Origin of the sequence: Sneathiella aquimaris (genome assembly GCF_026409565.1) — a bacterium.
Taxonomy (GTDB): Bacteria; Pseudomonadota; Alphaproteobacteria; order Sneathiellales; family Sneathiellaceae; genus Sneathiella; species Sneathiella aquimaris.
The window spans coordinates 2,487,501-2,502,649 of the sequence record NZ_CP112881.1 but is presented as its reverse complement, the minus strand read 5'-3'; the positions used below and the strand labels follow the sequence as shown (position 1 = coordinate 2,502,649).

The 15,149-nt window shown below is 48.1% G+C and carries 17 protein-coding genes (1 of these 17 only partly in view); 13 read left to right on the top strand and 4 right to left on the bottom strand.

Translation table 11 applies throughout. From position 1 onward, the window contains the following. The first annotated feature begins 1 nt into the window (after position 1). Together OIR97_RS11770 and OIR97_RS11765 are read left to right on the top strand one after the other, a co-directional pair. Complete coding sequence (locus OIR97_RS11770) at positions 2 to 898, top strand: 5'-nucleotidase, lipoprotein e(P4) family (RefSeq protein ID WP_169545908.1); 897 nt, start codon at positions 2 to 4, stop codon at positions 896 to 898. Between the two features lie 288 nt (positions 899 to 1,186). Next, positions 1,187 to 1,822: a CGNR zinc finger domain-containing protein gene (locus OIR97_RS11765; protein ID WP_169545907.1), complete on the top strand. Its 636-nt coding sequence runs from the start codon at positions 1,187 to 1,189 to the stop codon at positions 1,820 to 1,822. Between the two features lie 10 nt (positions 1,823 to 1,832). On the opposite strand, the gene OIR97_RS11760 is transcribed toward OIR97_RS11765, so the two are convergent. Both OIR97_RS11760 and OIR97_RS11755 read right to left on the bottom strand, forming a co-directional pair. Continuing rightward, complete coding sequence (locus OIR97_RS11760; protein WP_169545906.1) at positions 1,833 to 3,125, bottom strand: 4Fe-4S binding protein; 1,293 nt, start codon at positions 3,123 to 3,125, stop codon at positions 1,833 to 1,835. Between the two features lie 48 nt (positions 3,126 to 3,173). After that, entirely contained in the window at positions 3,174 to 3,593 is a 420-nt protein-coding gene (locus OIR97_RS11755) for a MarR family winged helix-turn-helix transcriptional regulator (protein ID WP_169545905.1), read from the bottom strand. Between the two features lie 65 nt (positions 3,594 to 3,658). On the opposite strand from OIR97_RS11755, the gene OIR97_RS11750 reads away from it, so the two are divergent. Beyond that, entirely contained in the window at positions 3,659 to 4,243 is a 585-nt protein-coding gene (locus OIR97_RS11750) for a DUF2867 domain-containing protein (protein ID WP_169545904.1), read from the top strand. Here OIR97_RS11750 and OIR97_RS11745 read toward each other — a convergent pair. After that, positions 4,240 to 5,745: a malonate--CoA ligase gene (locus OIR97_RS11745; protein ID WP_169545903.1), complete on the bottom strand. Its 1,506-nt coding sequence runs from the start codon at positions 5,743 to 5,745 to the stop codon at positions 4,240 to 4,242. The two genes, OIR97_RS11750 and OIR97_RS11745, sit on opposite strands and share 4 nt — an antisense overlap. 23 nt (positions 5,746 to 5,768) lie before the next feature. Further along, positions 5,769 to 6,437, bottom strand: coding sequence for a GntR family transcriptional regulator (locus tag OIR97_RS11740; RefSeq protein WP_219821754.1), 669 nt, complete (start codon positions 6,435 to 6,437; stop codon positions 5,769 to 5,771). A gap of 181 nt (positions 6,438 to 6,618) precedes the next feature. On the opposite strand from OIR97_RS11740, the gene OIR97_RS11735 reads away from it, so the two are divergent. From OIR97_RS11735 to OIR97_RS11690, 10 genes are all read left to right on the top strand, one after another. After that, a complete protein-coding gene (locus tag OIR97_RS11735) occupies positions 6,619 to 7,620 on the top strand; it encodes a TRAP transporter substrate-binding protein (protein ID WP_169545901.1) in 1,002 nt (333 codons plus the stop codon). A gap of 79 nt (positions 7,621 to 7,699) precedes the next feature. Beyond that, a complete protein-coding gene (locus OIR97_RS11730; RefSeq protein WP_169545900.1) occupies positions 7,700 to 8,203 on the top strand; it encodes a TRAP transporter small permease subunit in 504 nt (167 codons plus the stop codon). Beyond that, positions 8,203 to 9,516, top strand: a complete 1,314-nt coding sequence (locus OIR97_RS11725; protein WP_169545899.1) for a TRAP transporter large permease — start codon at positions 8,203 to 8,205, stop codon at positions 9,514 to 9,516. Before OIR97_RS11730 ends, OIR97_RS11725 begins: the two co-directional genes overlap by 1 nt. Then, on the top strand, positions 9,517 to 10,833 hold the full coding sequence (locus tag OIR97_RS11720; RefSeq protein WP_169545898.1) for a malonyl-CoA decarboxylase: 1,317 nt from the start codon (positions 9,517 to 9,519) through the stop codon (positions 10,831 to 10,833). Positions 10,834 to 10,951: 118 nt separating this feature from the next. Continuing rightward, positions 10,952 to 11,365, top strand: a complete 414-nt coding sequence (locus tag OIR97_RS11715; RefSeq protein ID WP_169546183.1) for a VOC family protein — start codon at positions 10,952 to 10,954, stop codon at positions 11,363 to 11,365. A gap of 51 nt (positions 11,366 to 11,416) precedes the next feature. Then, the gene (locus OIR97_RS11710; RefSeq protein ID WP_169545897.1) at positions 11,417 to 12,361 is read left to right on the top strand and encodes a 2-hydroxyacid dehydrogenase; all 945 of its coding nucleotides are present in this window, start codon (positions 11,417 to 11,419) and stop codon (positions 12,359 to 12,361) included. A gap of 209 nt (positions 12,362 to 12,570) precedes the next feature. Beyond that, positions 12,571 to 13,491: an SDR family oxidoreductase gene (locus OIR97_RS11705; protein ID WP_219821753.1), complete on the top strand. Its 921-nt coding sequence runs from the start codon at positions 12,571 to 12,573 to the stop codon at positions 13,489 to 13,491. 18 nt (positions 13,492 to 13,509) lie between these two features. Continuing rightward, positions 13,510 to 14,367, top strand: coding sequence for a MaoC/PaaZ C-terminal domain-containing protein (locus tag OIR97_RS11700; protein ID WP_169545896.1), 858 nt, complete (start codon positions 13,510 to 13,512; stop codon positions 14,365 to 14,367). A 55-nt stretch (positions 14,368 to 14,422) separates the two neighbouring features. After that, the gene (locus OIR97_RS11695; RefSeq protein WP_169545895.1) at positions 14,423 to 15,091 is read left to right on the top strand and encodes a nitroreductase; all 669 of its coding nucleotides are present in this window, start codon (positions 14,423 to 14,425) and stop codon (positions 15,089 to 15,091) included. A gap of 10 nt (positions 15,092 to 15,101) precedes the next feature. Further along, positions 15,102 to 15,149, top strand: partial view of an acyl-CoA dehydrogenase family protein gene (locus tag OIR97_RS11690; RefSeq protein WP_169545894.1) — the start only. The gene runs 1,110 nt beyond the window's last position; the window shows 48 of its 1,158 coding nt (coding positions 1-48); its start codon is at positions 15,102 to 15,104; its stop codon lies beyond the right edge, outside the window.

Below are 15,149 nucleotides of genomic sequence, written 5' to 3'. Positions count from 1 at the left end.
TATGACATTGGGTGCACTTTTAAGGAGTTCAGCCTTAGTGCTGACGATGGCGTCTGTTGCTACTTTTGCGAACGCAGATTCTCATAAAGTACCAGCGAAGGATATGGCGAACGCGGCCATGGGAGTACCTGCTAATGATTTGATGAACGCGACAGTCTGGACACAGACTTCCGTTGAATTTAACGCGACTGCCGTCGCAGCCTACAAGCTGGCAGAAATCATGCTGGACCGGGCTTTGGCTGACAAAACCTGGACCGCGGCTCTTGAGCAAGGCGAGGGATATGAAAACAAACCACCGGCAGTTATTCTCGATGTCGATGAAACGGTGCTCGACAATTCAGAGTATGAAGCCTGGTTGATCAAAGCAGGTAAAAATTATAGCTCGAAAACCTGGGGTCCATACGTGGATGCTGCCATTTCGAAGCCTATTCCTGGCTCTAAGAAATTTATCGATTATGCCCATTCAAAGGGCGTCGAGATTTTCTATGTGTCGAACAGGAAGGCTCCGGGAGAAGAGGGGACAGTGAAAAATCTGAAAGCCCTTGGTTATCCTGTGAACGAAAAGATCGATACAGTTTTACTCCGGAATGAAAAAGAAGAGTGGGGAAGTGCAAAAAGTACCCGCCGTGCCCATGTTGCCAAAGACTATCGGGTTCTATTACTTCTTGGTGACAATCTTGGTGATTTTGTGGACGCCGAAAAAGGCGCGACGCTGGCTGATCGCGATGCCACCTTTGCCAAATACATGGATAACTGGAGCAGCAAATGGATAACCATTGCCAATCCAATGTATGGCTCTTGGGAAGGGGCTGCCATTCAGTATAAATGGCGCGCTACCGCAGAAGAAAAACGTCAGATGAAAATGGATGCCATGAAATATTGGGAACCAAAGATGTAAGCCTGCCTTTATTTGAAGACCGAAAACCCCTGACATTAAAGGTCAGGGGTTTTTTCTTTTTGTAGCAAATTCAAAAGCTTGAGATGGCTTACTTTCGCCATAAAGAGTTGTCACAGTATAATTAAATTGACCATATTTTGATTAATGAACCGGTTAATGGAAAATAAACTGGAATAATGCTGAATTTAACAGTAGTCGAAACAGATTATTTATTGCAGATTGCGGCAATTGATTCGGCGCATGCTGATTTTGATGATCAATACTAACGGGTTTGAGACGGAGATAAAAGTGGCCAAGTTAAATGCTCTTGCTAAGGCCGGGGTTGTAAATGCAGAAGGATTTTACACTGTCGGAGGACGGACCGCAGTGGATTTTGCGAATTCCTCCCGTCGGTTTGGCAAGGACGGGGACGGCCTTGAAAAGCTTGAGGAGCTTCTGACATTTCTGAAATCCATGGGCCATCTGCACGAAGAAGAAGCCTCCAGTTATCATATGTATCTTTTTCAAAATCCGGACCGTTGTGCAGAAACAATGAATACGCTCCGTCACATGAGGGCCCGCTTTCTTGCGATGCTAGGGCAGGCGTCCAACGGCTGGCCCATTGACCCCTCATTTATTGCAGAGTTGAATGATCATTTGCTCAACTTTAAAACCCATCTGACGCTTGAACCATCTGTGGATGGGTATGTTTTGACTGCGCAACTGTCAGAACAGGGGCCAGAACAGCTTTTATATCCCATTTTTAAAGACATTGCCGAGTTCATCGTTTCCGATCAACTGGAAAAAGTTCGGCAGTGTGCCAGCGATTCCTGTGACCTGTTCTTCGTTAACCAGTCCAGGAACGGCCGGCGCCGATGGTGTTCAATGTCTACATGCGGAAACAGGGCCAAAGTAAATGCCTATCTGAAGCGGCAGGAAACCTAAAGCCCGTTTCTCATCGGAAACAGCGACTAAAGGCTTTTAGATATTTAAGTGGACCTATTGGCTTTATTTTTCGTGTCAGAAGCAAAATCGGCAGGGCTTTGTCTTTTCTTAAAAAGCTGAGCCATGCGGCGCTATCGGCTTTTAAAGAGAAATCAGCCTTTCCGTTCAACCCCTCCTGGACCGTGACTGTCTTGTCTTTAATGATAACGGTTGCTTCTATTTTTTCCTGGCCTGTAAACATGAAATGATAGGTAAGGTTTAACCCCTGTGATTTGTGGCGATTAAACACAAGCGGCATGGAGCGCAGAAAGCCAGCAACTGACGTTGGTCGCAAATGGGATTTCATTAACCGTGGCGTTTTATGTTTAAATCGCTTGCGCAGATGAGTGTGCGCATCGGTTCCCGGAACGACATATACATTTTCCTGTTTGTCCACCAGTGGCTTTAGAATTTCTTTCTTAAAGCCTGATTTACTCTCAAGATAAGGGCTGATGACGTCATCGCCAGCCGGGCACACAGCCAGACAATAGGCAGCCTTGTAATTTGCGCCAAAAGAGAGGCTTTGCCACCAGGAGGCGCTTTCAGAATCCGTGACTTTGCTTCGCAAGTCCTTCGCGTCTTTGGAATCGGCGATTTGCTCAGTATAGGCTGTAAAGCCGCCCATAAATTCATAATAGTTGTGATTGAAGCAGGCTGCAAAATCGAAATATCCATCCGCACCAATGGCACCAACGGGGCAGGCGGCAACGCACAGTTTGCATTCCATGCACGGGTTATAGTCAATCTGCTCGGCATAACGTTCAACCGTTGCATCAATCAAAATGGTTCCTAAAAGTACAAAGTTACCGAATTTCGGGTGAATGATGTTTCGGTGGATCCCCATCTGTCCAAGGCCCGCCTCAATGGCGACGGGTTTATGGGAAACGATCCACGTCTTGCCCGGATAATCATCCATTTCCATGGGAAAACCCATTGCTGGATAAAGCCCCCGAACACCATATTTGTCCAACTCTTTTACAATTTTTCGCGCCGTATGAAGAATATCATCGCCGGTGCTGTGAAACTCGATATTGGAAGCAGACCTTTTCGGGGTTCTAATATTTTCTCTCGTCATTTTGATAACGAATGAAATAAGGGTTTTGGTTTTGGGGAAGGCGGTCAGGATGTCTGCGCGTTGATCATCCAGTCCTGCGCGGGAAATTTCAACAAAGCCCACATCATCAACGCCAGCATCCAGACAGAGAGTTCTGAGCCACTCCTGATCAAGTGTTTTTTCGGTTTCCAGTTTTACGACTTTGTTCATTATAACTCTCTTTTATTTTGATGTATATACAACTAAATTGAAAAAAAATTAGAGGAGCGGGACATTTGTAAGGATAGCAGACATATTGCCAAGGGCTTCGTTGGCCTCTTTTTGGGCTTTTCTCCAAGCCGGTGTAACGTCGGATAGCAATTGGCTGCCGGCTTTTGTCAGCATTAGAAGATGGGACCGTTTATCTGTGCAGGGAGTGCGTTTGAGCCAACCTTTTTGGATCATTTTTTCAATATTTCTGCTTACCGTTGATTTTTCCAGTGATAACACCTGAACCATTTGGCTGGGGCTGGTAACCCGCTCTGTTGCGACAGCAACCAAGAGATTAAACTGGGCAATCGTAATACCGTAAGGGCGAAAGCTGTCATCATAAAGTCGGCTGACCATACGGTTCAGTTTTCTAAGCCGGACGGCAAAACATTGGTGTGAAATATTTTCAGCTTCACTCTTTACGGACATCAATCTCTCCTTTTGTTTGGTGTATATACAACTAATTGGGCCAGGTTTCAAGAGGCATTGACAATATGCCGCATGAAGGGACAACAAATGTGGGGTATAGTGCGGGAGGATTTGAAGAGGAATGTGGCTGGAGGGCCGATAAAATGGCGCGTGTTTATTCGTTTCCCGAACAGAGTGTCCTTAAGGATCGGTATGCATCTTCAACCTATCGAGACTGTTTTTGTGAAGTCTTGCCGGAAACCGACAAACGAGGGCCAGTGGGGCTTTTTATAAGTGTCATGCATCCAATGCCGATCTGGGTGCGGGGGTTGATGACTGTCCGCAATACCGTGGTACGTTTATTCGGCCTTAGAACGGATTCGGGCAATACAAAGATTAAGCAGGATGAAAGCCGCTATAAGGTCGGGGATTACGTCGGTTTCTTTGAGATCGCCTATCTGGATCAAAATGAAGTTGTTTTTACGACCAACGACCGCCATCTCGACGCGTCATTTTCGATGCTGATTGATACTGCTGATGGGCGCCGGGCATATTTTACATCCGTGGTCAAAACAAAAGAGAAATTGGGCGATGCCTACATGTTTGTCATCGCTCCCTTTCATCGTTTTATTGTCGGGAGAATGTTTAAACGCTTGCGAAAACGCGATTAGCCAGCGGCCAGTTTCCGCAGTTCATTTTTCTGTACTTTCCCCATGGTGTTTCGCGGCAGCTCGTCCAGAATGAAGACGTCTTTGGGAACCTTGAAATTTGCAAGCTTGTCACGAATATAGTCGATAACTGTTGTCGGTGTAACCTCGGAAGATCCGTCTTTAATAACGAAAGCGACGACTGCTTCGCCAAAGTCCGGATGGGGGCGTCCCACAACGGCGCTTTCCAATATGCCGGGCATATCGTCGAGATAACTTTCAATTTCTTTGGGGTAAACATTATAGCCACCCGAAATTATCAGGTCTTTTGACCGACCGACAATTCTGTAATACCCGTTTTCGTCTTTACGGCACATGTCCCCAGTGATGAAATATCCATCAGGCCGGAACTCAGCCGCTGTTTTTTCGGGCATTTGCCAATACCCTTTGAATACGTTGGGGCCTTTTATTTCCAAAATTCCGATCTCACCGTCCGGCAGAATATTGCCTTCTTCATCCGCCACACGAACGTCGTTATCCAACGGAAAGCCAACCGAGCCCGCTATTCTTTCGCCATCATACGGATTTGACGTGATCATGCCTGCTTCTGACATACCATAACGTTCCAAAATCACATGCCCGGTTCGTTGCGTGAATGTGTTGAAGGTCTCTTCTAGGAGTGGTGCGGAGCCCGCTGTAAACAGGCGCATGTTCTGGCAGACGTCCTTGTTGAACGCATCATTTGCAAGGAGACGGACGTAAAAGGTGGGGACCCCCATGAAGACGGTGGCGTTCGGAAGATGTTTAATGACCTGTTCCGCGTCGAATTTGGACAGGAAGATAACCTTATTTGCATTTAAAAAGGCGCAGTGAAGGGCAACAAATAGGCCATGCACATGAAATATAGGCAAGGCGTGAAGCAGAATGTCAGTTTCGTTGAACGCCCAAGCCTTGCTGAGTGTTTGGGCGTTGCTTGAGAGGTTGTTATGGGTCAGCATAGCACCTTTCGATCGCCCCGTTGTGCCGGAGGTATATAATATTGCCGCGAGATCGTCTTTCGCCCGTTCAACCGTTGGGAAGTCTGTTGAAAGGGGGGCTGCATCGGCCATTAATTGCCCATCTCCATTTTCATCCAACGTGAAAATAGACGTGACATTTGCTTTGTCAGCAATCGGAGATAAGGCTTCTTTATCAGCCGGATCACAAACCAGAACAACCGGGCGGGCATCTGTCAGAAAATAATCAACTTCGGCTGATTTGTAGGCCGTGTTTAAGGGAAGGTAGACCAAGCCCGAACGCAGACACGCAAGATACAAAAGCACAGCTTCAACCGATTTAGTAACCTGTACGGCAACCCGGTCCCCGGGTTTGGCACCGGTTTGGGCAAGGAGGTTTGCAAGTTGCGCACTTGTTTTGATCACGTCATTAAAGCTCCAGCTTTTGCCATCTGGAGACTCAAACGCTGTTTTCGAGAGATCTTTTTTGAAGTGGCTTTCAAATAGAGCGTAGAGGTTATTATTTTGCATATCGTTCTTTGTCTTTTTAATGATCAGGCTGTGGCCTGGACGTAATGAGGGGGAAGGGTGGAGAGGAAGTCAGTAAACCGTTCGCCCTGAATGGTAACGTGATCGCGGGTCAACTTTTCAGCCAAGGCATCCTCGCCATCCAGAATTGCGCGAACCAGTTCTCCATGTTCATCAGAGGAGGAACGGATACGCCCGGGTATTCTTACCTGTAACCGTCGGTGAGGTGATAAACGGGCCCGCAATTCCATTGTCTGTTTTTCAAGATATTCGTTATGGCTGGCTTTATAGATGAGTTCATGCAACCGCAGATTTAGCCTGTAATATTCATCAAACTGATCTGTCTCGCTTAACGCTGCACAGGCGATTTGGGCGTCTTTCAGTTCAATTTTCTCTTCTGGTGTGATACGCCGGGCCGCCAGTCGTGCACAGACGCCTTCAAGATTGGCCATAACCTCAAACATATTCATCAAGTCGCGCAAGGTGATGGTCGCGACAACGGCCCCGCGTCGCGGCCTGATTTCAACCAGTCCCGCTGCTGCCAGGCGCGTCAGGGCTTCCCTCACAGGGGTTCTGGAAACACCAAAGCGATCAGCGAGCAGGGTTTCATCCAATCTCATTCCCGGTTTCAATTCACCGGTGACTATTTCCTGCTCGAGTATAGGTACGAGTTCGCTTGCGCGAGATAGTTTCAAACTTGCCTCCTGCATTCTGTCTTTTCACTTTACCAGCTTTCATGTGTGCGTAAAATGATTTATTGTATACAATTTAAATAATCTGCCATACAATTCACCCAAACGTAGGTTCAGATCCGCTCGAACGCTGCGTAAAAAGCGGTCAAATAAATAAAGAGAGCGCAAAACAGGGAGAGAAACGATGAAAAAATTATTGATGAGCACAGCACTTGCTGTCGTTGTTGGTGTTACCGGAGCAGTATCGGGGCTGGCAGAAGCCAAGACCCTGAAAGCATCGCACCAATGGCCCGGCGGAAAAGGGGATGTGCGTGATGAAATGGTTCAGATTATCGCCCGCGAAGTGGGAAAGGCGAATGTCGGGATCGATGTTAAAGTGTATCCGGGAAAAAGCCTGTACAAGCCCAAAGAGCAATGGGGCGCTATGGTTAAGGGGCAGCTTGATATCTCTGCTTTTCCGCTCGCCTATGCGGCCGGACGTCATCCGGAATTTGATTCTACTCTAATGCCCGGTCTGGTCAAAAACCATGACCACGCGAAGCGTCTTAATAGTTCTCCATTTATGGACGATATCAAAAAGATCATTAATGATGCTGGTGTTGTTGTGTTGGCAGATGCGTGGCTCGCAGGTGGTTTTGCGTCCAAAAAGCAGTGCATTCTGGGTCCGGAAACAATGAAAGGTCAGGTTACGCGCGCCGCGGGTAAGGCATTTGAACAGATGTTGGTTGGTGCTGGTGCGTCGATTGCGTCCATGCCAAGTTCTGAAATTTATAACGCGTTGCAAACCGGCGTTCTCGATGCGGCAAATACAAGTTCCGGCAGTTTTGTGTCCTATCGTATTTACGAACAGGCAAAATGTTTGACTGCGCCGGGTGCCAATGCCCTTTGGTTTATGTATGAGCCATTGTTGATGTCGAAGAAAAGCTTCGACAAGTTAAATAAAGACCAGCAGGCTGCGCTTATGGCCGCCGGTCAAAAAGCAGAAGACTTCTTTTTTGATGCGGCAAAGGGCCTCGATGACAAACTTGTCAAAGCCTACAAGGATGCAGGTGTTGAGGTCGTTGAAATGACGTCAGAGCAAGCGAAAGCATGGCGGGATATTGCGAACGAAACATCCTATAAAACCTTCGCTGAAAAGGTTAAGGGCGGCGATATGCTTATTAAAAAAGCTCTCGCTGTAAAATAAGAAAACCTGTCGGAAGCTTCCGGTTCTGTGTCTTTCAGGCCGGAAGCTTTTTCTTTCTTATTCGAATTTTGGGCCTCTCATGACGCAATTTATTACACTGATCAATTCTTTGTCCCGCTTATTTGGGATTTTTGCAGCCATTCTAGTTGGCGCAGCAATTATCGTTGTTTGTCAAATGGTTATAATGCGATATTTCCTAAACGCTTCAACTGTGTGGCAGACAGAATTTGTTACTTATTCGATTGTAGCTGCGACATTCGTTGGCAGTCCATACGTGCTTTTCGTCAAAGGTCACGTCAATGTCGATTTACTGCCGCACTATTTACCATCTGGCCCTCGGAAAGCGATGGCGTTAATTGCGTCCCTGCTGGCAATGACCTTTTGTGTCGTTTTGGCTTGGCAGTCATATGAGCTGTTAAAAGAGGCTTTCGAAGGGGGATGGGTCACGGATACGGTCTGGGAATTGCCGTTATGGATTGCTTACCTGCCGATGTTTTGCGGAATGTTTTTGCTGTGTGTTCAATATATATCAGAAATACTGGTGACCGCGTTTGATCTTCAGATAGAGCGGAGAGCAAACTGATGGAACCGCTTTTGATTGGTGTGCTCGCCGCCGTTGTTGTCATCCTTCTGCTTGCCACGGGAATGCCCGTCGCCTTTGGACTGGGTCTGGTGTCTATTGCTTTTTTGGTATTTTTTGAAGGTGTGGATAGCCTTTCAGTTGTCGCCGAGACGTTTTTTGCCGGTATTGGAGAATTTTCGCTGGTCTCTATTCCCATGTTTATTGTGATGGGCGCGGCCGTTGCGTCGTCCCCTGCGGGAAAAGACCTGTTCGAGGCGTTGGATCGCTGGTTGACCCGTGTTCCCGGGGGACTGATTATTTCAAACATCGGAGCCTGCTCGGTTTTTGCGGCCCTCAGTGGCTCTTCTCCAGCAACATGTGCCGCGATCGGTAAAATGGGTATTCCGGAAATGCAGAAGCGGGGATACCCTGACAGTCTGGCAACGGGATCGATTGCTGCCGGCGGGACGCTGGGGATCTTAATTCCGCCCTCTGTTACGATGATTGTCTACGGAATCTCCACGGAAACATCTATCGGACGCCTGTTTCTGGCCGGCGTGTTTCCGGGACTGCTGTTGACGACCCTGTTTATGATGTGGTCTCTATATTATGCGTGGCGTCGGGGGTTCGATTTTACTGAAAAAATCGGGGCTTTTTCCTGGCGCGAGAAATTTGAAATCCTACCCAGAGTATTACCTTTTCTGGCAATCATTATCGGAATTTTGTTTGTCCTTTATGGTGGGGTTGCGACGCCATCGGAAGCAGCGGGCGTTGGGGCTTTATTCTGCCTCATTCTGGTTGCGGTGATCTATAAAATTATCCAGCCAAAGAAAATTTGGGCGATTGTCAGCGATTCAACGCGCGAAAGTGTGATGATCCTGATGATTATCGGGTCTTCGGCTTTGTTCGCCTATACGCTTTCGAGTCTTTTTGTGACGCAGTCCGTTGCTGAATATATTGCCGCACTGGACGTTAATCGCTGGGTGTTGATGTTGATGATCAACCTCTTTCTTCTGGTCGCGGGCTTTTTTCTGCCTCCTGTCGCGGTCATTGTCATGACAGCGCCAATATTGTTACCCATAATTGTTAATGCCGGTTTTGATCCATACTGGTTTGCCGTCATTTTGACGATAAATATGGAGATCGGGCTGATTACGCCACCCGTTGGATTGAACCTGTATGTGATAAATGGCATAGCGCCTGAAATTTCACTGCCGACAATCTTGAAAGGCGCGTTGCCTTTTATGATCTGTATGATTGTCGGTATTGTTATTTTGTGTGTGTTTCCGGAAATAGCCACTTGGCTACCAAACGAAGTTATGGGAAATCGCTAGATGAGACAAACTTTTGTATCCAACCTTTTTAATTCCATTGCTGATGCTGGCCGGGATCTTCTGGATCGCGGGGCTGGCAAATCGAGAAGTCATTCCATTGCCGGAGTGTGCCGGGATTTGCTAACGCAGCGCGGCGAAGCGTCTGGAATGGCACTTGCCCGTGAAGTTGTCGACTTGTGGGGAGAATTAGAAGATCAGGAAAAGCTCGATTTTCTTTATTTTCTAGCTGAAGAAGTGAGTGCCGATGCTACAAAGGTAGATGATGCGGTTTCACTTTATCAGACGGACAAAAGTGAAGAGAACAGGCGCAAGCTGGCGTCTGTTTTGGAAGCGCCGCGTCAAGAATTGATGCGGCGTATCAATTTTGCGCCGGGCGGCACCGCAGCCATCATCGACATCAGAAAATTTCTGGTGTCCAAATTGCGCGAACATCCTGACCTGATCGGTGTCGATCAGGATATCAAACATTTATTGTCCAGTTGGTTTAATCGCGGTTTCCTTGAGTTGGCTGAAATCAACTGGCGAACGCCCGCGGTTGTTCTTGAAAAGCTGATTGAATATGAGGCGGTTCACGAAATAGAAGGCTGGGACGATTTGCGCCGCCGCTTGGATCAGGATCGTCGTTGCTTTGCCTTTTTTCATCCCGCGTTGCCCGATGAGCCCTTGATTTTTGTAGAAGTGGCCTTGGTTAAGGGACTGGCTTCCGCTGTTCAGCCCTTATTGTCGCTGGAGGACGGCCGCCTGGATGCTCAAAAAGCAGATACTGCGATCTTCTACTCGATCAGTAATTGTCAGGATGGCCTGAAGGGGATCAGTTTTGGTAATTTTCTGATCAAGCAGGTCGTGGCAGAATTGTCTTTGCAGCTCCCGAACCTCAAGCATTTTTCAACCCTCTCTCCAATACCGGGCTTTATGAAGTGGTTTGCAAAAACCGAAGGTCAGATTGGTTCTTTGTCTGAAGATAAAGTCAAAGAGGTGAAAAAAGCACTTCTTGATAAGAAATGGTATCAGGATGAGGCCGTTGCCAATAAAATCAAAGAGCCAATGGAACAGTTGGTTGCGCATTATTTGATGCATGAGAAATCAAGAGAAAGACCGCTTGATCCGGTTTCACGGTTTCATTTGGGTAATGGGGCCCGGTTGGAACGTATTAACTGGCTTGGCGATGTTTCGACAAACGGTCTCAAGCAATCTGCCGGGTTACTGGTCAATTATTATTACAGCCTGAAAGATATAGAAAAGAACCACGAAGCGTATATAAACGAGAAAAAAGTGGTGGCATCGTCTGCCATTCAATCGTTGGCCAAAGTCGGCTGATACGTCTGTCTAACCCGTGGGTCACCTGACAGAACAACAGAAATGGTGTCAGGTGATTGACGGACCGCCATTGGTTTCTATAGTAACGGGATATCCGATTGTTTCTGGAGAGTTCTCGATGAAATCCCTGTTTCACCTAGCCTACAATGTGCGGGACCTAGACGAAGCCCGAAATTTTTACACTGACTTTTTGGGCTGCAAAGAGGGGCGCAGCACGGAAACATGGGTTGATTTCAGTTTTTATGGCCATCAATTGTCGTTGCATATTGGTGAACCTTTCGCGACCCGAAATACCGGCAAGGTCGGCGAGCATCTGGTGCCGATGCCTCATTTGGGGCTCGTTTTGCCCCTCTCGGAATGGCAGGATTTGGCCGATCGACTCAAGCAGAAAAATCTGACATTTGTTCTGGAGCCGTCGGTGAGATTTGCGGGCGAGCCGGGAGAACAGTGGACAATGTTTTTCAGAGACCCCTCCGGAAATCCGATCGAAGTCAAAGGCTTTAAAGATTTTGACGGCGTGTTCGCCGCCTAAATGAAGTGAACGCCTTTTGACGTTCATAACGCCCAAAATCAGGTTGATGGTATGATGAAAACTATTCCTTTCGTCAGTCAGTGTTCTAAAGAAGAAGAGCAGGACTGGATCAAAACGCTGGCCGAGAAGCTCCCGGGAGAGGTTATTGTCCCGTTTGCGGCGCTGACGGATCAGCAAAAGGAGGCGGTGGAAATTGCTATTGTTGCCAATCCCAAGCCGGAAGAGGTAGCAATGCTCCCCAATCTGAAATGGGTCCATAGTGTCTGGGCGGGGGTAGAACGCCTGCTGGCTGATTTAGGGGACCGTCCTTTTGATATTGTCCGGCTGGTCGATCCCGAACTTGGGCGCACGATGGCTGAGGCTGTTCTTGCTTGGACCCTGTATCTGCACAGGGATATGCCGTCTTACGCAAAATTCCAGAAGCAACGGGAATGGGTTGAACTTCCTTATATAAAAGCCGCGGACAAAACGGTTGGCATTATCGGCCTTGGCGCGTTGGGGCAGGCATCGGCAAAGATTTTGGGTGATTTTGGCTTCCGGGTCGCAGGATGGAGCAGGAGCCAAAAAGACATGGATGGCGTTCAGTGTTATTCGGGGCCCGATGGTTTATACGCCCTTGCAGAAAGATCGGATATTCTGGTGTGTCTTCTTCCATTAACAAACGAAACGACAGGACTTCTGGATGGGCGTTTTTTCGCATGTGGGGCCAAGGGGAAAGGGTTTATAAACTTCGGACGTGGTGCGGTGGTCAAAAATGCGGATCTCCTGACCGCTCTGGATAAACAGTATATCTCACACGCGGTTCTCGATGTTTTTGAGCAGGAACCGCTTCCCCCTGAAAGTGAGTGGTGGGGGCACGAGAAAGTGACTGTTCTTCCTCATATTTCGGCGCCCACTGATATTGATACGGCCAGTACAATCGTTGCCGAAAATATCCAGACCTATCGTCAATCCGGTGTCTTGCCGCCTGTCGTCAATAAAAAGCGGGGATATTGACCGCTGATTCCTCTTTGATCCGGTTCGGGGGACGTAAATTCTAAAAATAATCAGTATGCCCCACCAACAGGTGACGAAATTAGTACGCTAGCTTATTAAATTTTCGAAGAAGGCCCATTTGCTTTTGCCGACCATACATTTCTATGTCTATACTGGCACCGCTGACCCGAGATGCGGGCAATTAATAAACAATAAGAAATGGAAGCAACATGTCTGAACAAAAAATGCTTGAAGGTAAAGTTGTCGTTGTTACTGGGGCGGGCCGTGGTATTGGTCGCGGTATTGCCATTATGGCGGCGGAACACGGCGCAAAGGTTGTCGTGAATGATTTTGGCGGAACGGAAACTGGCGAAGGCGGTGATCAGATCCCGGCCATGGAAGTGGTCAAAACGATTTCGGATGCGGGCGGGGAAGCGGTTGCCAATTTCGGTAACGTTGCCAATTCAGACGATGCCGCACAAATGATTGAAGACGCGCGGAGCAACTTTGGCGGGATTGATTGTGTGGTCAATAATGCCGGTATTCTGCGCGATGTCATCTTTCATAAAATGAGCGAAGAAGAGTTTGACGCTGTTATAGCGGTGCATTTGAAGGGAAGTTTCAACGTCAGTCGGGCCGCTGCCCCTTATTTCCGTGAACAGCAAAGCGGGTCATTCGTCCATATGACATCGACATCCGGTTTGATCGGTAACTTTGGACAAGCCAACTATGCGGCCGCCAAATTGGGGATTGCAGGTTTGTCCCGATCCATTGCATTGGATATGTCCCGTTTTAATGTCAGATCCAATTGTATTTCTCCGTTTGCGTGGTCTCGTTTGATCGGCACAATTCCGCAAGGAACAGATGCTGAAAGAGAACGGGTTAAGAAAATTCAGGCTATGACCCCTGAAAAAATTGCTCCGATGGCAGTTTATCTGCTCAGTGAGCAGGCAGCAGATGTTACGGGTCAGATTTTTGTGGTTCGAAATAATGAAATTTGCTTGATGAGCCAGCCTCGGCCTATCCGTAATCTGCACAATTCGGATGGCTGGACACCTGAAACGGTTGCTGCCCGCGTTGGACCAGCCATCAAATCGTCACTTGTTCCGTTGGAGCGGTCTGGAGATGTTTTCTGCTGGGATCCGGTTTAATCGGGAAGGGTCACAATCATGGCAATCGATTATGAAAAGTTGATTAATTGGAAATTTGATCCGATTGAGCAAAACTATACATCGAAAGACAGTATTCTATATGCCCTGGGGGTTGGTGTGTCTGCCGATCCTTTGGATATGGATCAGTTACGGTTTACCTACGAAGAAGACCAGTTGGCGCTCCCTTCAATGGCAGTGGTGCTGGCCTATCCGGGATTTTTCCTGAAAAAGCCGGAATTTGGCGTGGACTGGGTGAAAGTGTTGCATGGCGAGCAGGGAATTGAGATCCATAAAACCTTGCCTGCTGCTGGAAACGTGGTGGGAGAGACGCGTATCACCGAAATCATCGATAAAGGTGAAGGACGCGGAGCGCTGATTTTCTCAGAGCGTAAAGTTTATGAGAAAGCCAGCGGTGATTTGCTGGCGACACTTACCTCTACGACTTTCGCCCGGGGCGATGGTGGTTTTGGCGGGCCAACAGAAGGCGCACCGCTTCCGCACAAACTTCCTGATCGGGATTGCGATTCAATAGTCGAGCTGCCAACCTTGCCTCAGGCCGCATTGATCTATCGGTTGAGTGGCGACTTTAACCCATTGCATGCAGACCCCAGAGTTGCAGCAGCGGCTGGCTTCAAGGCACCCATTTTGCATGGACTTGCCACACTTGGAGCCGCAGGACATGCCGTTTTGAAGGATGCCTGCACATACGATCCTGCGCGGTTCAAATCCATGCGGTTGCGATTTACTGCGCCGGTTTATCCGGGCGAAACAATTGTAACGGAGATTTGGAAAGATGGATCGGACGTTTCTTTCCGATGTCGCGTGAAAGAGCGGGATATTGTCGTACTCAATAACGGGCATGCTACAATTGGCTAACGATTTGCCCTGACCCAAGCGGGTCGGGGCCTTCATATTAGAGTAGGAATTTTCTTTGAAAGTCTCAGATGCCATTTTGAGCCGCAAGACGGTGCGGCAGTTTTCTGACAAACCGGTAGACGAAGCCACCGTAAGAGAACTGTTGGAAATATCCAAGCGTTCTCCTTCTGGAGGCAACCTTCAACCCTGGACCGTCCACGTCCTGACGGGGGAGCCGCTAAAAGAATTTGTCGCGGATGTAAATAAGAAGCTGATGGCGGGTGTACAGGAAGAGCCTGAATATAACGTTTATCCGCCTGATTTAAAGGACCCCTACAAAACCCGACGCCGGATTGTCGGACAACAGCTGTATGAACTGATCGGTGTGCCGCGTGAAGATACGCCGGGCAAGTTGCGACAACTGGCCAAAAATTTCAGTTTCTTTGGGGCACCTGTTGGCATGTTCTTTGTTCTCGATCGTCAGATGGAGATCGGGCAGTATGCGGATGTAGGGATGTTTATGCAGTCTTTGATGCTGCTTGCCAGAGAAAAAGGTCTGCATACCTGCCCGCAGGAAGCTTGGGCTCGCTGGCCCAAAACAGTGTCTGAGTATCTGGGGCTGGCAGATCATGAGATTTTATTCTGTGGTCTGGCTCTGGGATATGAAGATGAAGACGCTGTTATCAATAAGCTGCATTCCGAACGGGCGGGGTTGGATGAGTTTGTAACCATGCGTGGGTTTTAAGGACACCATTATGATGGAAAATGAGATTCTGGTTCAGATCCGGCAGACTGTGAAGCAG